17 protein-coding genes are annotated in these 19,420 nt (G+C 58.1%); 10 read left to right on the plus strand and 7 right to left on the minus strand.

Going from position 1 to position 19,420, the window contains the following annotated elements:
• Positions 1-89: 89 nt before the first annotated feature.
• The 3 genes from ACEYDX_RS06795 to ACEYDX_RS06805 form a co-directional block, all read right to left on the minus strand.
• Positions 90-1,244 carry an NnrS family protein gene (locus tag ACEYDX_RS06795; RefSeq protein WP_373741263.1) on the minus strand — a complete coding sequence of 385 codons (1,155 nt, stop codon included), beginning with the start codon at positions 1,242-1,244 and terminating at the stop codon, positions 90-92.
• Positions 1,245-1,576: 332 nt separating this feature from the next.
• The gene (locus ACEYDX_RS06800) at positions 1,577-2,113 is read right to left on the minus strand and encodes a hypothetical protein (RefSeq protein ID WP_373741264.1); all 537 of its coding nucleotides are present in this window, start codon (positions 2,111-2,113) and stop codon (positions 1,577-1,579) included.
• Between the two features lie 4 nt (positions 2,114-2,117).
• Positions 2,118-2,495 carry a hemerythrin domain-containing protein gene (locus ACEYDX_RS06805; protein ID WP_373741279.1) on the minus strand — a complete coding sequence of 126 codons (378 nt, stop codon included), beginning with the start codon at positions 2,493-2,495 and terminating at the stop codon, positions 2,118-2,120.
• Positions 2,496-2,643: 148 nt separating this feature from the next.
• Between ACEYDX_RS06805 and ACEYDX_RS06810 the strand changes: the two genes are divergently transcribed.
• Both ACEYDX_RS06810 and ACEYDX_RS06815 read left to right on the plus strand, forming a co-directional pair.
• Complete coding sequence (locus ACEYDX_RS06810) at positions 2,644-3,087, plus strand: Rrf2 family transcriptional regulator (protein ID WP_373741265.1); 444 nt, start codon at positions 2,644-2,646, stop codon at positions 3,085-3,087.
• Positions 3,088-3,451: 364 nt separating this feature from the next.
• Positions 3,452-4,558: a TonB family protein gene (locus ACEYDX_RS06815; RefSeq protein ID WP_373741266.1), complete on the plus strand. Its 1,107-nt coding sequence runs from the start codon at positions 3,452-3,454 to the stop codon at positions 4,556-4,558.
• Between the two features lie 483 nt (positions 4,559-5,041).
• Here the strand turns inward: ACEYDX_RS06815 and ACEYDX_RS06820 are convergent, their stop codons facing one another.
• Positions 5,042-5,182: a hypothetical protein gene (locus ACEYDX_RS06820; protein ID WP_373741267.1), complete on the minus strand. Its 141-nt coding sequence runs from the start codon at positions 5,180-5,182 to the stop codon at positions 5,042-5,044.
• A 37-nt stretch (positions 5,183-5,219) separates the two neighbouring features.
• Here ACEYDX_RS06820 and ACEYDX_RS06825 point away from each other — a divergent pair, with 37 nt between their 5' ends.
• Both ACEYDX_RS06825 and ACEYDX_RS06830 read left to right on the plus strand, forming a co-directional pair.
• Positions 5,220-5,876, plus strand: coding sequence for a MotA/TolQ/ExbB proton channel family protein (locus ACEYDX_RS06825; RefSeq protein ID WP_373741268.1), 657 nt, complete (start codon positions 5,220-5,222; stop codon positions 5,874-5,876).
• A gap of 3 nt (positions 5,877-5,879) precedes the next feature.
• Positions 5,880-6,329 carry an ExbD/TolR family protein gene (locus ACEYDX_RS06830; protein WP_373741269.1) on the plus strand — a complete coding sequence of 150 codons (450 nt, stop codon included), beginning with the start codon at positions 5,880-5,882 and terminating at the stop codon, positions 6,327-6,329.
• A gap of 779 nt (positions 6,330-7,108) precedes the next feature.
• Here the strand turns inward: ACEYDX_RS06830 and nagZ are convergent.
• The 3 genes from nagZ to ACEYDX_RS06845 form a co-directional block, all read right to left on the minus strand.
• Complete coding sequence (gene nagZ, locus ACEYDX_RS06835) at positions 7,109-8,194, minus strand: beta-N-acetylhexosaminidase (protein WP_373741270.1); 1,086 nt, start codon at positions 8,192-8,194, stop codon at positions 7,109-7,111.
• A 278-nt stretch (positions 8,195-8,472) separates the two neighbouring features.
• The gene (locus ACEYDX_RS06840; protein ID WP_373741271.1) at positions 8,473-9,981 is read right to left on the minus strand and encodes a DegQ family serine endoprotease; all 1,509 of its coding nucleotides are present in this window, start codon (positions 9,979-9,981) and stop codon (positions 8,473-8,475) included.
• Positions 9,982-10,261: 280 nt separating this feature from the next.
• Complete coding sequence (locus ACEYDX_RS06845) at positions 10,262-11,140, minus strand: chorismate mutase (protein ID WP_373741272.1); 879 nt, start codon at positions 11,138-11,140, stop codon at positions 10,262-10,264.
• A gap of 580 nt (positions 11,141-11,720) precedes the next feature.
• Between ACEYDX_RS06845 and ACEYDX_RS06850 the strand changes: the two genes are divergently transcribed.
• The 6 genes from ACEYDX_RS06850 to ACEYDX_RS06875 all read left to right on the plus strand — a co-directional run.
• Positions 11,721-13,829 (plus strand): AsmA family protein, encoded by a 2,109-nt coding sequence (locus ACEYDX_RS06850; RefSeq protein WP_373741273.1) that lies wholly within the window; start codon positions 11,721-11,723, stop codon positions 13,827-13,829.
• 405 nt (positions 13,830-14,234) lie between these two features.
• Positions 14,235-15,605: an MATE family efflux transporter gene (locus ACEYDX_RS06855; protein ID WP_373741280.1), complete on the plus strand. Its 1,371-nt coding sequence runs from the start codon at positions 14,235-14,237 to the stop codon at positions 15,603-15,605.
• 353 nt (positions 15,606-15,958) lie between these two features.
• On the plus strand, positions 15,959-16,978 hold the full coding sequence (murB, locus tag ACEYDX_RS06860; protein WP_373741274.1) for a UDP-N-acetylmuramate dehydrogenase: 1,020 nt from the start codon (positions 15,959-15,961) through the stop codon (positions 16,976-16,978).
• Between the two features lie 9 nt (positions 16,979-16,987).
• Positions 16,988-17,806: a TetR/AcrR family transcriptional regulator gene (locus ACEYDX_RS06865; RefSeq protein ID WP_373741275.1), complete on the plus strand. Its 819-nt coding sequence runs from the start codon at positions 16,988-16,990 to the stop codon at positions 17,804-17,806.
• A 122-nt stretch (positions 17,807-17,928) separates the two neighbouring features.
• Positions 17,929-18,501: an SCP2 domain-containing protein gene (locus ACEYDX_RS06870; RefSeq protein WP_373741276.1), complete on the plus strand. Its 573-nt coding sequence runs from the start codon at positions 17,929-17,931 to the stop codon at positions 18,499-18,501.
• Between the two features lie 349 nt (positions 18,502-18,850).
• On the plus strand, positions 18,851-19,420 hold a 570-nt coding region (locus tag ACEYDX_RS06875; protein WP_373741277.1), incomplete at its 3' end, for an NAD(+)/NADH kinase.

Consider the following 19,420-nt stretch of genomic DNA (forward strand, 5'->3'; position numbering starts at 1 on the left):
TGGAAAGGTAAGGCCGTCTGAAAAAGTTTTCAGACGGCCTGATGTTTTGCCTGTGGTTTGGACGGTGTGGAACGGAGGCAGCGTTTTGTTTAACCTGCTTTGCCGTCGGCACGGGGCGTTAGCAGCCACGGTATGTAACGCCAGGCATACAGCAGCAGCGAGGCGGCGAACAGGACGGCGGACGTGCGGACGCTGTGGGTATGCCCCGTGCCGGAAAGAAAAGTGGACACGGCGCGGACGAAGGTGGCGGCCACCATCAGCCAAAACGCCAACGGAATGGGTTTGGGTGCAGGATAAATCGGGTGGCCGGTGTGTCCGAGCGCGGTGCGCGCCATCATGCCGACGGTCAACAGGCCGATGCCGCCGACGCCGATTAAATGCACGCCGAGATTGAAAAGGCGGGAAAACCACGGTTGCAGTCCGACGGCAATCAGCCCCAGTGCGGTAAAGAAATAGCCGGCAAACAGAATCCACAGCATCGGTTCTTTCGCTACGCCTTTATGCCACCAGCGGAATACCTGCACCAAATTGATGATGCCGGCGGCCAGGGCGAGCAGGCCGGCGAGCGAAGGCAGCAGCCGGTGGGCGGTCAGCATGGCGGCGGCCATGGGCAGCACGAGTGCGGACAGCATCACCCACATCGGGCTTTGGACTTGCGGGATGGCGAGCCGTTTTGCGGTAAAAAACGGCATGATGCGCATCCCCACCAAACCGATAAATCCCGCCACCATCATCAGTCCGGCCGTCAGGCCGTCGAGCATGGCGGCGGGATCGAGCGGCATCAAGTTGAGATGGAACACGGCATGGGTACCGCCGAATACGAAAAGCGCAAACACGGCGATGTAGTTGCGCGAATTTTTGGTGCGGAAAACGGGCAGGGCCATGCACACCGCGCCGTACCAGAAAAACAGCGTGCCCGTGATACCGCCGACGGTTGCGCCGTTCGGCAGGAAAGCCGCCGCCCGCGCAATGAGCCACAGCGCAACCAAACCCGCCAATGCACCGCCGCGCGTGGGCGGCTGGTTGGTCCAAGTGGCCACGGCGGTCAGCAAAAAGCCGACGACCACCGCCCCCGCATAGCCCCAAATCATTTCATGCGCATGCCAGTAAAATCCGGGCAGTTCCGCCGTACCCTGATAGCCGAACCCCCACAGCAGGATAGACAATGCGCCGTAGAGTGCGGCCAGCGAATAAAACGGGCGGAAAGCCATCGCCCAAACGGGGTGTTTGAACAGAGTATTCATGCGGATGTTCCTTTGGTTGGTTGTGGGACTGCCGTGTTTATCATGGGCCGTGTTTGGATATTGTGCGGATACTTGGTTTTTCGTTATTCCCATCTGCACAGACATGGTGGAAGTTGGAGAATTTTGTCTTAAGCGGAGAAACGTGAAAATCGGCATCTTGGTTTCCGCCGCCGTCATTCCCGCCCAAGCGGGTGCTTGGTTGTGATGCCCGTAATTGTTCGGGCCGCAACCGTTGTTTGCCGAAAATTGCCGCCGGTTCAATCATCCGCTACGGCAGGTGTTTTTCAGACGGCCTGTAACGGCATTGCTGCAATCACAGGCCGTCTGAAAAACTAAGGCAGACATTCGGCAGGCATCATGGCGACATCCGCTCCGCCGATGTCCACGATTTCGCAACCCGACATCAGGATGCCGAAATGGTGTTCTTCATCCCAACTGCAACGGAATTCGTAACCGCAGTATGCCAGCCCGTTTCGGCCTGTCGAATGCAGATGCACCGCCGCCAAAGAAAGTAGAGGCTTCAAATCGTCGGGATTGGAAATTTCGGGAACAACCGTTGCCATCAATTCGGGTGCGGTTTCCCGATAAACCTGCCGGTAAGCCGGATACGTTTCCGTCAGCAGGCTGTGCAAAACCGCTGTTTGGATGTCCGATTCATAACGGATTGCATAAAGATAGGCTGCACGGCATTCGGGTGTGATTGCGGCGGCAGGCAGGCCGTCTGAACCGAGAAATGCCAGTTTGAAATATCCGTCCTGAAAATCAGACGGCCTGCCGGATTTTCGTGCAAAACGGAAATCCGCCCATCGCGGCAGGTAAATCGTCCGTTGGTTCAGCGACGGAATTTCAGGATAAATTGCCGTTACCATATTTTCAGACGGCCTCGGGCGGCAGGAAGGGTTCGATTTCGGGAAACAGTTCCCGCTCTTCAAACCGCGCATGATCGCGCAAGGTGGTGGCGAAGTCTTTGTTCCAATCTTCGCTGTCGAACTCGGGCGCGGCAATCATCGCGCGCAGTTTGGCGTGATCGTGGTCGAAACGGGTTTTCAGCGCCGCCCCGATATGGTGCCAATAAGGTGCGAACTGCCGTTCTTCTTCGTCGAAATGGCTCAGCAGTTCGGGAAACTGCGCTTCGATGTCGCTGCGGTGGTTTTCAGACGGCGTCCGCAATACGCGCACGCACAGCGACAGCGCATGATGGTGTTCGCGCGAAAGCCCGATTAGGGCGGGGTGGCGTTTGAGCGGTTTCATGGCGGTACGGCTGGAAAAATCGTTAACTTTCATATATTATGAAACTTCGGGCTGCATAAAGTCAAACGCACTACATAACACTTTTATGCTGAAAAGAAAAAGCACACGTCATCCGGATAACGTTTATATATAAACAGAAGGGGCTGCGATGTACCTTACCCAGCATACCGACTACGGCCTGCGCGTCTTGATTTACACCGCCGTCAACGATGATGCGTTGGCCAATATCAGCACCATTGCCGAAACCTACGGCATCTCCAAAAGCCACCTGATGAAGGTGGTGGCCGCGCTTGTGGCGGGCGGTTTTCTCAACAGCGTGCGCGGTAAGGGCGGCGGGTTGAAACTTGCCCGTCCGGCGGAACAGATTAACATCGGTGCGGTGGTGCGCCATCTTGAGCCTGTGCCGTTGGTCGAGTGTATGCGGCCCGACAATGCCTGTCTGATTACACCCGGATGCCGTCTGATGGGTGTCGTGCGCGGCGGCATGAAGGCATTTTTTAACCATCTCGACGCGTTCACGTTGGCCGATTTGGTCAACAAACGGACTTACGATTTGCTCTATCAGCCGAAAATAGAATTGGTGGTGCGGTAGTTTTCCGCCGTTTTTCGGGTTGCCTAAAAGTGTAAAAATATGAAACCGTCGTCAAAAACGGTTTCGCAGATAATCTGATTAAAATCAAAATGCTGTTTTGATTTTATTTTGCAGAAATCATCCGGCTTCTTTCGGGAGCCGGATTTTTTGCGGAACTTTATCCGATAATGCCTATCAGAAGCCCGCAATATTCCGATTTTCCGCATCAACCCATTCCGGCTGCCGGATGCCTGTATCCATGCTTTGAATGCCGTTTTCCCGATTTTCCGGATTTGAACCCGAATTTACCGTTTGGTTTGGAATTCCGACCACTTATGGTAAAAAAGTTGCAAACAGGAATAATTGGCATTAAGATGGTAAGACTATGAATAAAGAACGAAATTTCAATACGGCCATTTACGCCGCAGTAACGCTTGTGCACATCGGGCTGGGCATTTTACTGTGGCGTATGCATGTGCAGCCCAAGCTGGAGGAAATCACCATTGAGATGGTGGATTTAGGCGATTTCGGCGGCGGCGACGGCAGGGCGGAAGGTGCGGGAGAGGCCGGAGCGGGCGAACCTGCGCCCCCGCCTGCGGCGGAGAAACCACAGCCCCAAAAACCACAGCCCTTGCCCGCGCAACCTGAACAGCCGCAACCTCAACCTAAGCCCGAACAGCCGAAGCCGCAGCCCAAATCTGCGGAACAGCCCCGGCCCGAAATCAAGCCTGTGATTACCAAAAAGGCCGATGCCGACATCCGTCAGGAGCCTGAAAAAGCGAAGCCTGTGGAACCGCCCAAGCCGGTTGAACAACCGAAACCTGTGGAGCAGCCGAAACCCGTTGAACCACAAAAAACCGTCGAACCGCCAAAACCGGCGGAACAGCCGAAGCCGGTTGAAAAACCAGTTGAACAGCCTGCCGAAAAACCTGCGCCCGCAGAAAGGCCGGCTGAAAAACCCGCAGCCAAGCCTGCGGCAGGCGGTGCGAGCGTGGGAGAATATAAGCGTTCCGGAGGCGGCACGACACCCAATGCTTCGGGCAGTGGTGGCGGCGGTGCGGAACGCGGCAAGGGCAATGCGGCCGCCGACGGAGAAGGCAGGGGCGGCGGCAGCAAAGGTGCGGGTGAAGGCCGCGGAGAGGGTGAAGGCAAGGGTACGGGCGGCCGTCGCGGAGACAAAGGCGAAGGAGACGGCAGCGGTTCGGGCGGTGGTAGCGGTAAAGGCAGCAGTGCCAGTAATCCGAACCGCAAGGTTTTCGGTTCGATGAGTTGCGCGTATCCGCCCGCTGCCGAAGAAAACGGAGAAGAAGGTTCCGTCAGGGTTCAGGTAATGGTGAACCCGAGCGGAGCAGTAACGAGTGCCAGAGCCGTAGGCGGCAGCGGAATGAGTTCGCGTTCTTTGAGAGCGGCAGCCGAACGCTGTGCCAGAAACGGTAATTACAGCCCCAACGGATGGACGGCATTTACTGGTACTGTCAATTTCAGTATGTAACTTGATGCAGGCCGTCTGAAAACCTGAAAGCAACGTTTTTTCAGACGGCCTGAACCAAAGACTGTGTTTGGATTGGCGTTGACGGCATATCGGCAAAACGAAGCCTGTCAACTTCCGCCATTCCCGCGTAGGTGGGAATCCATTTCTAAACATTCACAAATGTTTGTTTGGAATATACAGATGCCTGATTTCAAATACGGATTCCCGTCTGAGCGGGAATGACGGAAGTAAACGTTAATCATCATCCAAAATACGGCCTTGAATTTAAGAAACCGTTTTTTTCATTTGGTTGTGGATGTGTTGCGGATTTCTGTCTGCACGGGAATAACGGTTGTGGGCGATGCCTGCCAATCAACATTACATGCAAATACGTCCCAACGTTTTTTGCAAACACCGCCGAATAAAAAAATGTTTGCCGTTTCCAAGCTGTTCAGGCTGTGATTTAAAGTGCTGTTATCCCGCCCAAAGCGGCGTGCCGCCTTTTTACGGCGTGGTTGGAACGATGGCGGTAAGGCGGCGGAAACCGCCTGAACAGATACAGTATTTTTTCAGACGGCCTGACAAAGCCGCCGAGATTTTCCGTCCGATGCGTTCGGGAGTTTCCCGCCCGAGTGCTGCGGACATGGTTTTCCCTTGTTTATTTTTGAAAGACCCGATTCCCATGTTAGACCACATCATTAACTCAGGCGATCCCGTACTCTACGGCGTGTCCATCTTGCTGCTGCTGATGAGCATTGTTACTTGGAGCGTGATCGTTATCCGCGCCGTAAAACTGCATAAGGCCAAAAAGGGCAACTCTGCCGCCAAAAACGCGCTGTGGCATTCCGTTTCTTTTGACGAAGCCCTGCAGAAAACGGCTTCCATCGAGTCGCCGATGAGCGATTTGGCTAAAGAAGCATCCAAAGCCTTTTCGCACTATCATCAAAGCAACCATACCACCTTGGCCAATTCCGTGCCGCTCAACGAATATCTGGTTACCCAAATCCGCAGCAGCATGAGCCAGATTATGCGCCGCTTCGACGGCGGCATGACCGCGTTGGCGTCCATCGGTGCAACGGCTCCGTTTGTCGGCCTGTTCGGTACGGTTTGGGGGATTTACCATGCGTTGATCAACATCGGCGAAAGCGGTCAGATGAGCATTGCCGCCGTGGCAGGCCCGATCGGTGAGGCGCTTGTCGCCACCGCAGCGGGTCTGGCCGTCGCCATTCCCGCTGTGCTGGCCTACAACTTCCTGATTCGCGGCAATAAAACCCTGGCGCAGGATATGGACGCGTTCGCCCACGACCTGCATGTGCAGCTTTTGAACAAAAAGGATTAAACCATGGCATTCGGTTCGATGAATTCCGGCGGCGAAGACGCGCCGATGGCCGACATCAACGTTACCCCCTTGGTGGACGTGATGCTGGTGCTGATGATTGTCTTCATGATTACCATGCCCGTGCTGACGCATTCGATTCCGTTGGAACTGCCGACCGCTTCGGAAAAAGCAGCGAAAAAAGCTGAAAAACCCGACCGGAAAAATGTGGTGAACCTAAGCATCGACGCTTCGGGCGGCTATGTACTCGGTGCCGATTCCACCGCCAAACTGACGCTCGAGCAGCTTGAAACAGGCCTGAAACAGGCGCAGGCGGAAAATCCCGATGTAATCATCGCCATCAACGCCGATAAATCGGTGGAGTACGATTTTGTTGCCAAAGCACTCGAAACCGTCAAAGAAGCGGGTATCCCGAAAGTCGGCTTCCAGACCGAAGTGAAACGCGCTGCCCAATAAGCCCGTTATCTTGCAGCCGCATTGCCGGTTGCGGTGCGAACGGTTCAAAGCAAGGCCGTCTGAAAAAGTTTTCAGACGGCCTGATTGTTGGATGGTGTGTTATGGGGATTGTCTGCCGTGGGTTTGGGTATCGGCTGTATCTTGCGGAAATATCAAGAGAAAACTTGATTGACTGACGGAAGTCGGTTTGAAAAACCGGTTGTGGGTTGCACGGCTTGCCGGTTTGTTTTGTACGGTATGCGGATTTGTTCCGTGCTGTGCACTCCGTCATTCTCGTGCACCGGAGTGAATATTCACCGCCACACGAATACGAAAAGTTTCTGAAACTTAAGGCTGGGATTCCCGCCTGCGCGGGAATGACGGTAACGGGGGTATCCATTGCGTTAAAGTTAATCCGCCGCATCGGGTTCAATATAGATGGAAAACGGCTTGAAAAGATATATCTTTTCAAGCCGTTGTGTGTTGAGACGGCCAACGCTTCTAAAGAGTTGGCGAAATACGTCAGCCGCCTTCAGGCGGCTGTGTGTTGAAACCAACAATAACCACCTCAAAACAAAGGCCGTCTGAATCAGCCGCCTGCGGGTGGCTGTGCATTGGTATTGGGGTGGGGAAAAACGGTGTCGGGTAAGGTACTTTAGAATATGGGCGGGCATGGTTAATGGCCAAATCGGATTGGCATTTGCTGCAATGAATCCCGTCCGTGCATGTTCAGACGGCCTTCAGTCAAATTGTGCCGTATTACCGTAACGGCATCAGGCCGTCTGAAGGCCGTCTGAAAATCAAAATGCTTCGCCCACTTTCACACCGTTTGCCAAATCTTTCGGCGTGGCCAGCGATGCGGTCAGTTTCTGTGCGGCTTTGAATTCGGCGGTTTCCGCCATTGCGGCGGCTTCGGCGGGGGTAAGCATGTTGGCCATGTATTGCCAACGCGAGGCCAGCTCGGGATTTTCGGGCATGGCAAAGCCGTCGCGCAGTTCGTCCACCAAATCGGGGCGGTTGCACACGAGCACGATGTCGCAGCCCGCTTCAAACGACAGGTTGGCACGCTCTTTGATGCCGCCTGCGCTAACCGCGCCTTCCATGGTCAGGTCGTCGGAAAAAATCACGCCGTTGAAGCCGATGTCGCTGCGCAGGATGTCTTTCAGCCATTTTTTCGAGAAACCGGCGGGCAGGGCATCGACTTTCGGATACACTACATGGGCGGGCATCACGGCGGCCATGCCTGCCGCGCTGAGTTTGCGGAACGGTACGATGTCGGCGGCTTCGAGTTCCTTCAAACCGCGTTCGTCGCAGGGCAGGGTGTGATGGCTGTCGCCTTCGACGAAGCCGTGGCCGGGAAAGTGTTTGCCGCAGGTTTTCATGCCGCCTCGGTTCAGACCTTTTTGCAGCGCCAGCGCGAGTTCGGACACGATTTCCGCACTTTGGTGGAAGCTGCGGTTGCCGATGACGGCGCATTGTCCCCAGCCCAAATCGAGCACGGGGGTAAACGACAAATCGATGCCGCAGGCGGAAAGTTCGGCCGCCAGCACCCAGCCGACCTGTTCTGCTTTTTGTTTGGCCGCTGCGGGGCCTTCGCTGTCCCATATGTCGCCCAACACGCTCATCGCGGGCAGGCGGGTGAAGCCGTCGATAAAACGCTGCACGCGGCCGCCTTCGTGGTCGACGGCGATGACGAGTTCGGGCGTGCGCACGGCTTTGATTTCCTGTACCAGCTCTTTGAGCTGGGCGACGTTTTCAAAGTTGCGGCGGAACAGGATCACGCCGCCGATTGACGGATCGGCCAGGCGTATTTTTTCTTCGTCGGTCAGATGAAAGGCGGCAACGTCGGCCATGATGGGGCCGCGCGGAAGGTGGGGTCGGGTCATGTGTTCGGTTCCTTCGGAATCGGGTTGGTGGGTTTTCAGACGGCCTGTTCGGGCAGGCCGTCTGAAAAATGTGTGTGATACGGTTTGGGAAGTATTGCGGTTATGGCGTTAGGCCAACCTTCGGCCGATGCTTCAATACACGCCGGCGGGCATGGGTGGAGGTTGCATTGGCACGGTCATCAATAAAGGCATCGGCCTGCCCTGACGTTTTCAGACGGCCTGCTTTACTGCACAGGCCGTCTGAAAGTGGATGGAAACCGGTACGGCCGAACCGCCCGTTACGGCAGGTTCAATGCCAAAAACAGTTCGTCGGAACCGCGCTGCACCAAAACGGGTACGTTTTTGCCGGCGGCTTCGAGCGCGCTGCGGAAAGAGGCTTCGTCCTGCACCTGAATCTGGCTCACGGCCAGAATTTCATCGCCGCGCATAATGCCCGCACGTTCGGCCGCGCCGCTAACGGCGGTTACCACCAGACGTTTCACGCCGTTGTTGGCACGGCTCTGCAAGACCAGTCCGGCCTGTTCGACTTTAAACGACGGGCTGTCGGCGGCGGGCGGCGGGTTTTGCGGATCTGCCTGCCCTAACTCTTGACTGTTGTTGGCGGCACCGAGTTTCACGGTGATTTTGCTTTCTTTCCCTTTGCGCCACACGCCCAATTCCACGGTTTTGCCCGGGGCGATTGCGCCGACCATGACGGGCAGGTCGCTGGATGTGCGCACTTCTTCGCCGTTGACGCTGCGCACGATGTCGCCCACCTGCAAACCGGCCTGCGAAGCGGGGCCGTTGGGCAGCACTTTGGTAATCAGCGCGCCGCTGGCCTTGTCGAGGCCGAACGATTGGGCGAGGCTGTAGGAAACTTCCTGGATAATCACGCCGAGCTGTCCGCGCTGCACTTTGCCGCTGGCTTTGAGCTGGTCGGCCACGTTGATGGCCACGTCGATCGGGATGGCGAACGAAATGCCCATGAAGCCGCCGCTGCGGCTGTAAATCTGCGAATTGATGCCGACCACCTGGCCTTTGAGGTTGAACAGCGGGCCGCCCGAGTTGCCCGGGTTGATGGCGACGTCGGTTTGGATGAACGGCGTGTAGTTTTCGTTCGGCAGGCTGCGGCCTTTGGCGGATACGATGCCCGCGGTTACGCTGTTGTCGAAGCCGAACGGCGCACCGATGGCGGCCACCCATTCGCCCGGTTTCAAATCTTTGGCATTGCCGATTTTCACGACGGGCAGGCCTTTGGCTTCGATTTTCAGCAGGGCGACGTCCGACTGCTGGTCGGAGCCGATGAGTTTGGCCGTGTATTCGCGCTTGTCGTTGAGCAATACTTTAATCTGCCCCATGTTCTGCACCACATGGGTGTTGGTCAGGATGTAGCCGTCAGTGCTGATGATGAAGCCCGAACCGAAATTCAGCTCGCCCCGGTCTTCGTCCTGCTGGGGCATTTCCGGAACATTCGGTACAAGGCGTTTGAAAAATTCGTAAAACGGGTCGTTTTCGGGGAACTGGCTTAAATCCATGCCGTTTTCACCGCCGTTTTGCGCTTGGGAAGCGGGCTTGGGTGCGGCCGCCTGAATGTTGACCACGGTTTGCCCTTCGGATTCCACCAGTTTGGTGAAGTCGGGCAGCAGCATCGGCACGGTGTCGCCGTTTTTCGGCGCGATTTTCTGCACCAGACTTTCTTCCGAGGGCGCTTTGTCTTTGGAGAAGAAATTGTCGAGTTTGTCGCAGCCGCCCAAAAGGGCGGCGGAAACGGCGGTCAGTGCGACGGCATAGCGGGTGGTTTTACGCACAAAGGATTCCTTCTTTTTCGGTGTCGTTATTGTTCGGTTTTTCTACTTGTCAAACGAATGGGATTGTAAACGAAAATCCCGCTGCCTGCACGGCGGCATAAGCGGAAAATGCTTCTTTAAAATAAGATTTTACAACTTGTTAACAGATAAAGGAGGCCGTCTGAAAAACCTTTTTCAGACGGCCTTGCCCGATGCGGGGCGGCTGTTGCGGCAGAGCAGGGGAAAACGGCCGCATTCTTTCATTCCTGCGGTTGCGCCGTGTCCCGCAGGTTCGGCGGCGTTAGCGCAAGCTGCTGACCACGCCGTTCACACCCGCCGCTTCGGCCAGACGGTAGAGGATTTCCTGCGGCATATCGTTGTGCCACAGGCGGGAGATGTTGGCGATAACGGGCAGGTGGCTGGTGCGGCGCACGCGCACGACGGCGTCGGTATCGAGACGGTAGGTGTGTTCCGGCTCGAAACTGAGCGTGCCCGCTTCGCCGAGAATGATGTGGTGGTTGCCGCGCACGGCGATGTGTTCGGCGGCGACCAGCCAGTCGTCGGCACGGTGGTGTTTGTCTTTGCACACGACCACGGGCGTATTCAGACGGCCTACTTCGTCCTGCAGGGCGCGGTTGCTCATCAGTTCGCCGCCGAGATACAGGATATCGGCTTCGGCATCGAGCGCGGCTTCGATTTGCCGCACGTCGCGGATGCGCACGAGCACGGGCCTGCCTGCGGCGTGGCAGCGGGCAAGTTCGTCCCGCATGGCCCGGATTTGTTCCGCTTCGCTGCCCGAAACCGTACCCGCGTAGGGTTTGGCGGGCAGGTAAAACGGGTCGGTAAACACGGCGTCGGCCCGGGCGGCGCGTTCGGGCGCGGCGGCGATGTCGAGCATCCTGCCGCCGCCGAACGCCACGCCGCGCACGGTAATCACGCTGTCTTCCGGCTGTGCTTCGCGGCTGATGATGCGCCAGTCGTTCAGTACGCGGATGGCGCGTTCCACGCCGGGCAGGGTTTCGAGTTCGTTGGCATCGAATACACGCTCGTCGCCGACGGCACCGATGATGGTGCGTTCTTCGCCGCGCGAAATGTGTTCCTGCAAACCCCGCGAACGGATGGTTTCGACCACGCGCGCCACGGCTTCGGGCGCGGCCTGTTTCTGCATCACGATAATCATGTCTGGCTCCTGAAGCGGATTTTTCCGCCAATATATAGCAAATCGGCTTATTTTTCGATACGGAACGGCACGAAACAGGGCGGCGTGCGGCGACGGCGTGCGGTGAAAACGGTTGGTGCGGCTGTTGTGCCGGAAAGGGTTTTCAGACAGCGGTATCCGCATGAAGGCCGTCTGAAAACCCGGTTTGCGGCGGACGGATGTCTTGCGGTTTGGCAATATGGCTGGGCGGGGTCGGCAACGGCGTGCGGTGAAAACGGTTTGTACGGCTGTTGTGCCGGAAAAGGTTTTCAGACGGCGGTATCCGCCATGAAGGCCGTCTGAAAGTACGGTTTGCGGCGCACGGATGCCTTACGGTTCGGCAATAAGGCCGGTTGCCGCAGACAAACGTTAACGGCTAGGGGTGTTTCTGCTGCCGCCATCCGTTTGCTCAAACTTAAAAAGCGGCGGCTGACGCTTTTCCAAACCGGTTTCCCATGCCCGTACCGCCCGACGGCTCGGGTATCCGTCCGGTCTGCGCGGAATCCGCTTTCAGACGGCCTGTGCTATACTTTGCGCCTGTTTTCGACTGACACCGCCCCTCATGAAAAATCTGCTGCATTCGGGAAAATTCTGGCTGAAAACCGCCTGCTTCGGCACGCTTGCCGCCGCGTTGGCGGCGGGCGGGCTGTATGCCGCGCTGCACTATGTTTTCAGCGAAGAGCGCATCCGCAGTTTCGCTGCGGCGGCGGCAGGAAAGGGCGGGCGCAGCATCCGCTACGGCGGCAACATCGGCCGCAGCCTGCTGCCGCGTCCGACGCTCACGCTCAACGATGTCGTGCTGACCCAGCCGCACAGCAGCACCCCCGCCGTCTATATCAAGCAAACCCAAATCGGCCTGAGTTGGCGCAATTTTTTCAGCGATGCCACCGAAATCGAAAAATGGGTGGTACGCAATGCCGATGCCGCATTGACGCTCCGTCCCGACGGCACTTGGAATCTGCAGGACATGATGTCGGCCGGCGGCAGTATCCGCATCAACCGCCTGATTGTCGAAAACAGCACGTTCGGCATTCAGACGGCCTACGGGCAATACCGTCTGCAAAACGCGGGTGTCAACGTGCGCGCGGAAGCGTCGGACGGCAGGCCGTTTGAAGCCGCCGCCGAAGTGCGCCGCGACGGAATGCCGCCCGTGCAGGCGCGCGCTTCGGGGCGGCTGCACGCCCGAAACGGCATCTGGCAAGTGCCCGAACTGCATCTGGATGCCGTGGCGCAGGTCAGCGGCCACAAACTCGCTGTGGCCGCCGATGCCGGCCTGAACCGCAGCGGCACGCGCACCGATGCCCGCAACCTGCGTCTGCGCGTCGATTCCGACTACCACAACCTCCACCTTTCCGCTCAAAGCCCGTCCGTTTTTTGGGAGACAGGCCGTCTGAACGTCAACAGTTTCCGCAGCACGTTTACCGCAGGTACGGACGAAAGCCGTTGGGACGGCACGCTCTCGCTCGACAAAACCGTTATCGGCGCAGACACCGCCACCGTCGGCAATTTCGAACTCAACACGGGCAACAAAACCGGTACGCAGCAAAGTTCCGCCACCCTGGCCGGCGCGCTGTCGTGGGCGCGGGACAAGGGTTTGCGTTCCGACAACATCCGTCTGGCCACGCTTCAGGAAAAGCAGGGAACTGCGCCTACCCGTTTTGCCGGCCTGTTTGAAGGAAAATTCGACTACCGCCAATCCGTATTGCAGGCGCAGCTCGCCGGCCTGTTCGACCGCCAGCCTGCCGCCGTCAACCTCAAATACAGTGGCGGCGGTGCGCCCAAGCTCGAAGCGGGCGTTGCCTTGCAGAAACTCTCGCTCGCGCCTTACTGGGGTGACCTGCAAAACCGTTCCGGCAGCCTTTATCCGGCATGGCTGCGCGAAGAGCGCATTCCGGAAACCGCCGTCCAATTCGAAATCGGCAGTCTCGACACGCCCGTGCTGCAACTCGACAACTTCAAAACCCTGTTCGCCGCCGACCGCAGCGGCATCCGCTTTTCCGATTTCAGCGCGGGTCTTTACGGCGGCACGGCCGTCGGCAGCATCGCCGTCGCCAACACCAGCCCGCCGCGCTACCGCTTCCAGCAGACCGTTACCGGCGTGGAAATGCGGCCGTTCCTGCAAGACCTGTTCGGCTACCACCGCATCAGCGGCAGCGGCAACGCCTTTATCGACCTGGCCGCCCAAGGCGCAAGCCGTGCCGAGCTGACCCGCAGCCTGAACGGGATATTCAGGCTCAACGTGGCCGACGGTGCATGGATAGGCATCGACATGAACCGCATCCTGCAAAGCGGCGGCAATACCGCCGTTGCCGCGGCCGCAGACGGCAGTCCCCCGCAAACCCCGTTCCGCAGCTTCGTACTCGATGCCGCCATCGAAAAAGGCATCAGCCGCCACAGCGGAACCGAATTGCAAAGCGACAGCCTGCGCATCGTCAGCAGCGGCCACACCGACCTTGCCGCGCAAACCCTGTCGGAAGATTTGCTGGTGTACAATGCCCGCAACACAGCCGCCAAGCCCGTTCCCCTGAAAATCAGCGGCGCGCCAGAAAACCCTTCCGTAACCATCGATTTCCAACGGCTGACCAGCGGGCTGACTACCCGAGCGGAAAAACAGAAAGCCCTGGCCGACACCCTGCGCGGCCAATGGCAATGGCTGAACGGGAGACAGTAAACGGCAATGAACAAAAACGGTTGGGCAAAGGCCGTCTGAAAAGTTTTTCAGACGGCCTTGTCTTTGCGTTTGGTCATGCCTGAGGCGTGAATCCGGTTTTCACCATGAGCTGTGTCCGGATATTGCGTTGATGCTTTGATTTCCCGTTACTCCCGCGCCGGCGGAAATCCGTAGCCCATATTCACAAGTATTTGTGTGGCACAATAATACCGGATGACGAACACGGATTTCCGCCTGTGCGGGAATGACGGTGCTTCGGGGGCGGCGCATTATCCGTACTGCCCTGACGCGTCATGCGGCGCAACGGCTGCGGATATGCCCCCGCTGTATGCGGTTATCCGATAAAATACCGCCTTGCCTGCCGTCAGGCCGTCTGAAAACGTCTTTACCCGAAAACCCTTCATCATGCTGTTCGACCTCAACCGCTATTCTTTCCCCGTTTTTGCCAAAGAAACCCGCAAACTTGCGGTGCTGGCGCTGCCGATACTGCTGGCGCAGGTGGCGCAGGTAGGCATCGGCTTTACCGATACGGTGATGGCGGGCGGCGCGGGCAAGGGCGATTTGGCGGCGGTGGCGTTGGGCAGCGGCGCATTCGCTACGGTCTACATTACCTTCATCGGCATCATGACCGCGCTCAACCCGTTGGTTTCCCAGCTGCACGGCCGGGGCAATGCCGAAGATGTCGGCGAAACGGGGCGGCAGGGGCTGTGGTTCGGGCTGGCGTTGGGCGTGGCCGGCATGCTGCTGATGTTTGCGCTGATTGTGCCGTTCCAAAGCTGGCTGGACTTGGATGCCGGGGTGGAACGGATGATGGCGCAGTATCTGGCGTTTACCGCGCTGGCGATGCCGGCAGCGATGATACACCGCGCGCTGCATGCCTATGCTTCCAGTTTGAACCGCGCGCGTCCGATTATGCTGGTGAGTTTTGCCGCCTTTCTGCTGAACATTCCGTTCAACTACGCATTCGTGTACGGCAAATTCGGTCTGCCCGCGCTGGGCGGTGCCGGTTGCGGATTGGCCACGGCATTGGTGTTTTGGTTCAGCGCGGCGGCGTTGTGGCTGTACGTGGCGAAAGAGCCGTATTTCCGCCGTTTCGCGCTGACGGCACGGTTTTCCAAACCCGATCCCGCCGCGCTTTCGCAGATGTGGAAGCTGGGCGCGCCCATCGGTTTGTCGTATTTTCTCGAAGCCAGCCTGTTTACCTGCATCGTGTTTTTGGTGGCGCGTTTGGGCGGTGCGGATGCGGAAAACAATGTCGCCGCGCAGCAGGTGGTCATCAGCCTGACCAGCATCATTTATATGATTCCGCAAAGCGTCGGCTCGGCGGCCACCGTGCGCGTGGGCTTTTCGCTCGGGCGGCGCGAATATGCGCGTGCGCGCTATATTTCGGGCGTATCGCTGGTGCTGGGGCTGGCGCTGGCGGTAATGACCGCGCTGCTGCTGGTTGCCCTGCGTTATCCGCTGGTGGGGATGTATACCGACGATGCCGCGGTAACCGCGATTGCCGCGGCGGTTTTGCTGTTTACCGCCGTATTCCAACTGAGCGACTGCACACAGTGCATCGCTTCCTACGCGTTGCGCGGCTATAAAACCACCAAAGCGCCGATGATTATCCATGCCGTCGCGTTTTGGGGCTTGGGGCTGCTGCCCGGCTATGTGCTGGCCGACGGTTTCGGCATGGGCATTTACGGCTTCTGGACGGCATTGGTGCTGTCGCTGACCGCTGCTGCTGCGGCCTTGGTGTGGTGTTTGGAAGTGCGCAGCAAAGAGTTTTAACGTTTTCAGACGGCCTGCCTTTCCATGCAGGCTGTTTGTACGGTGTCGGTGATGCCGTACCGTCGTTCCCGCGCAGGCGGAAACCCATTTTTGCAACCAAAGGTAATCCGGTTTGTCCGTCTGCTTGCGGATAACCGCCGCGGATTCCCGTCTGCGCGGGAATGATGAAAAATACCGGACACAGCCAAATACAGATATACGAAGGCAAAGGCCGTCTGAACCATATTTCCTGCCGCTGTTTCCGTGGATTGGAAACGGCATGACGCAGCATGGCGCAGCATTTCAGACGGCCCGAACCGTTTCCCGCTACACAGGCCGTCTGAAAACAGAATGGCCGGAGAAAGAAAGTTTCTATGCAAGTTCAACACAATACCGACCTGACCCCGCTCCATACCTTCGGCCTGCCTGCGCGTGCGCGGTATTCCGCCGTGCTCGGCGATGCCGCGGAGCTGCCCGAGATAATCAGGCTGCCCGAATTCGACCGTGAAACGGTTTTGTGGCTCGGCGGCGGCAGCAACATTTTGTTTTCAAAGGATTACGAAGGCTTGGTGGTGGCCGTGCGAAACAAGGGCATCCGTGAACTGTCGCGTGCGGACGGCACGGTGACGGTGAAGGCGCAGGCGGGGGAAAACTGGCATGATTTCGTGCAGTATGCCATTACGCGGGGCTGGTACGGTTTGGAGAACCTGAGCCTGATTCCGGGCACGGTCGGCGCTGCGCCCGTGCAGAACATCGGTGCCTACGGGGTGGAGGTGAAAGACCTGATTCACAGCGTCGAATGCTTCGATTTGGATACGGAGCAGCCCGTTACCCTGTCCAATGCCGACTGCCGGTTTGCCTACCGCGAAAGCCTGTTCAAACAGGAGGGCAGGGGGCGGTATGTGATTACGGCTGTTATATTTGCATTAAAGCAACAGTTTTCTCCCAAGCTCGGCTACGGCGATTTGGCCGCGACGGTGGCCGGAAAATGCGGCGGCCGCGAACCGACGGCGCAGGAAGTCGCCGATGCCGTCTGCGAAATCCGCCGCAGCAAACTGCCCGACCCGGCCGTGCTCGGCAATGCGGGCAGCTTTTTCAAGAACCCTGTCGTAGATGCAAGGCAGGCGGCGGTTTTGGCGGCGCAATACCCGCAGATGCCCGCCTATCCGCAGCCCGACGGTACGGTCAAACTCGCTGCGGGCTGGCTCATCGACCAATGCCGTCTGAAAGGTTTCCAAATCGGCGGCGCGGCGGTGCATGAACGTCAGGCGCTGGTGCTGGTGAACAAAAACCGTGCGTCTGCCGCCGATTTGGCGGCGTTGTCGGCGCACATCTGCCGCACCGTGGCGGAGAGATTTCAGGTAGAATTAGAGCCGGAACCCAACTGGTTTTAAGGTTTGCGGATGCGGCATCGCAACGGCAAACCGGAAACCTTGGGCATTTCAGACGGCCTGTTTGATTCGAGGCCGTCTGAAAAAATTTTACCGTCCGCATCCGAGCCGTCCGAACAACGCCGAAGCAGCGTTTGCGGCTGCCGAAAACAACGCCCGACAAGGAATCCCGCCGTGGCAAAAGAACCGAAAGTCAACACCTATACCCGCATCGTCAACGCCAGCCTCGTCCTGTTCAACGAAGAAGGCGAGCGCAACATCAGCACCAACCACATCGCCGCCCATTTGGGCATCAGCCCGGGCAACCTCTACTACCATTTCCGCAACAAAGACGAAATCATCGTCCAACTGTTCAAACGTTACAGCGAAGCGCTGTTCGGCTATCTCAACGATACCCCGCTGCCTTCGAGCGTGTCCGAAGCCGTGGACTATATGTCGGGCGTGTACGATGTGATGTGGGAATACCGCTTCCTGTTCAGCGACGTCAATACCTTGCTGGCGCGCAGCGCCGAACTTTTGGGCGAGCACAATAATTTCACGCATGCCAAAGTCGCCCCGCTTTTGGTCAAACTGCTGACCAAACTCAACGGCCTCGACATCATCCGCGCCGACGAAACCGCCATGAACGACCTGGCGCTCAATATGTGGATGATTACCAAATACTGGTTCGATTTCGACGGCTCGCTGCGCGGCCGCGCCAAACTGACCGAAGACTCGAAACAGCGCGGCATCCGCCGCACGCTCAGCTTGCTGCGCCCGTATCTGCTGCCCGGATTCGTGGCCGAGTTCGACCGCACCGTAAGCGCGGAAGAGCCGTCGGCAAAGGCCTGAACCGCCGTGCCAAACATTTTCAGACGGCCTGCCGGAACAGGCCGTCTGAAATTTCGGGCCGTGTTGGAACGGTTTGCAGAAACCGGCCGTAAACAGCCCGTATTCCAAAAGGACAACCGCCGATGCAGGCACTGATACCCGTTTTGAACCACATCATCGCGCAAAACCCCGAAGCGCAAAGCAAACTTTCCGCCCATGCCGGAAAAAGCCTGAGCCTGAACGCCGCCGCATTCCGCATCTGCGGCATCATCGGCAGCGAAGGCTTCCTGTCGCCCTGCGCAAATGCCGATGCCGTGATTACCTTCCGCAACAGCGCCGTGCAGAAAATCCTGCAAGGCAGCACACCCGGGGTCGGGGACATCGAACTGGACGGCGATACGGCGTTGGGCATGGAACTGCTGCCCGTTGTCGGCAGCCTGCGCTACCATGCGGATGCCGATTTCAGACGGCTGTTCGGTGCGGCTGCCGCCGATGCCGTCGGTACGCGTGCCGCCGCTGCGGGCAATACCGCCAAAAAAATCGGCGGCAGCCTGATGGAGCAGCTGGCCGAGTTTGCCCTCGAACCCGAATCGCCCGTGGTGTCGCGGCAGAATTTCGACGGGCGGCAGAACGAAATCGCCCGTCTGCGCGACGATGCGGCCAGGCTGGAAGCGCGCTTGGACAAGCTCGAGCGTGCGGCAGGACGGGAAGGCTGACGGAGACAGCCGCGTGAGTGTCGCTTGCGCGGTTTTTTCCGGATTTGCCGCTGTAAACACCGCCGGTTTTTCTGCCTGTGTTCCGGTAATGCGTCGAACCGCACAGGCAGCGCAGCTTGCGTCGGCCAACAACGGTCGTTGGCGGCATGGTGCCAATCCAATCTACACGCCGTACCGACACGGTTTTTCATCTGCCTGTAACGGCGGCAGTTTAAGAAAACGGGGCTGTGTTCCGATACCGTTGCCGTCCGCCGCCGCCAGCGGTCGTCGTATTCAGGCCGTCTGAAAACCGCCGCACCGCAAAAACCGCTATAATCAGCCCGTTACATCCACTTACAGCGTTCCGATTATGAACAGTCAATTCCGCAACATCGGCATCGTTACCCGGCCGCAAACCCCCGAAATCGGCAAAACCTTGCACGCGCTGGTTCAGTTTCTGCACGGTGCGGGCATCAATATCTATCTCGACGCGGACAGCGTCAACGAAGGCACGGCCGCCGCCGAAGACATCCCCCTGTGCCAAATCATCACCAAAGCCACGCTTGGCCTGAAATGCGATTTGGTTATCGTGCTCGGCGGCGACGGCACGTTTCTTTCCGTCGCCCGCGAACTTGCCCCGCACAAAGTGCCCGTTATCGGCGTGAACCAAGGCCATCTCGGTTTCCTGACCCAGGTTTCCCACGACAATATGGTCGAAGGCTTGGGCGCGATGCTCGGCGGCAGCTACCTTTCCGAAGAACGCATCCTGCTCGAAGTGGCGATGGAACGCCGTTCCGAACGCCCGCTCGCGCTCAACGATGTCGTGCTCTCGCGCGGCGGTGCAGGCCAAATGATTGAATTCGAAGTGTTTATCAACGGCGAATTTGTTTACACCCAGCGTTCGGACGGGCTGATTGTTTCCACGCCGACAGGTTCCACC

This window comes from Neisseria sp. (genome assembly GCF_041804105.1).
Classification (GTDB): Bacteria; Pseudomonadota; Gammaproteobacteria; order Burkholderiales; family Neisseriaceae; genus Neisseria.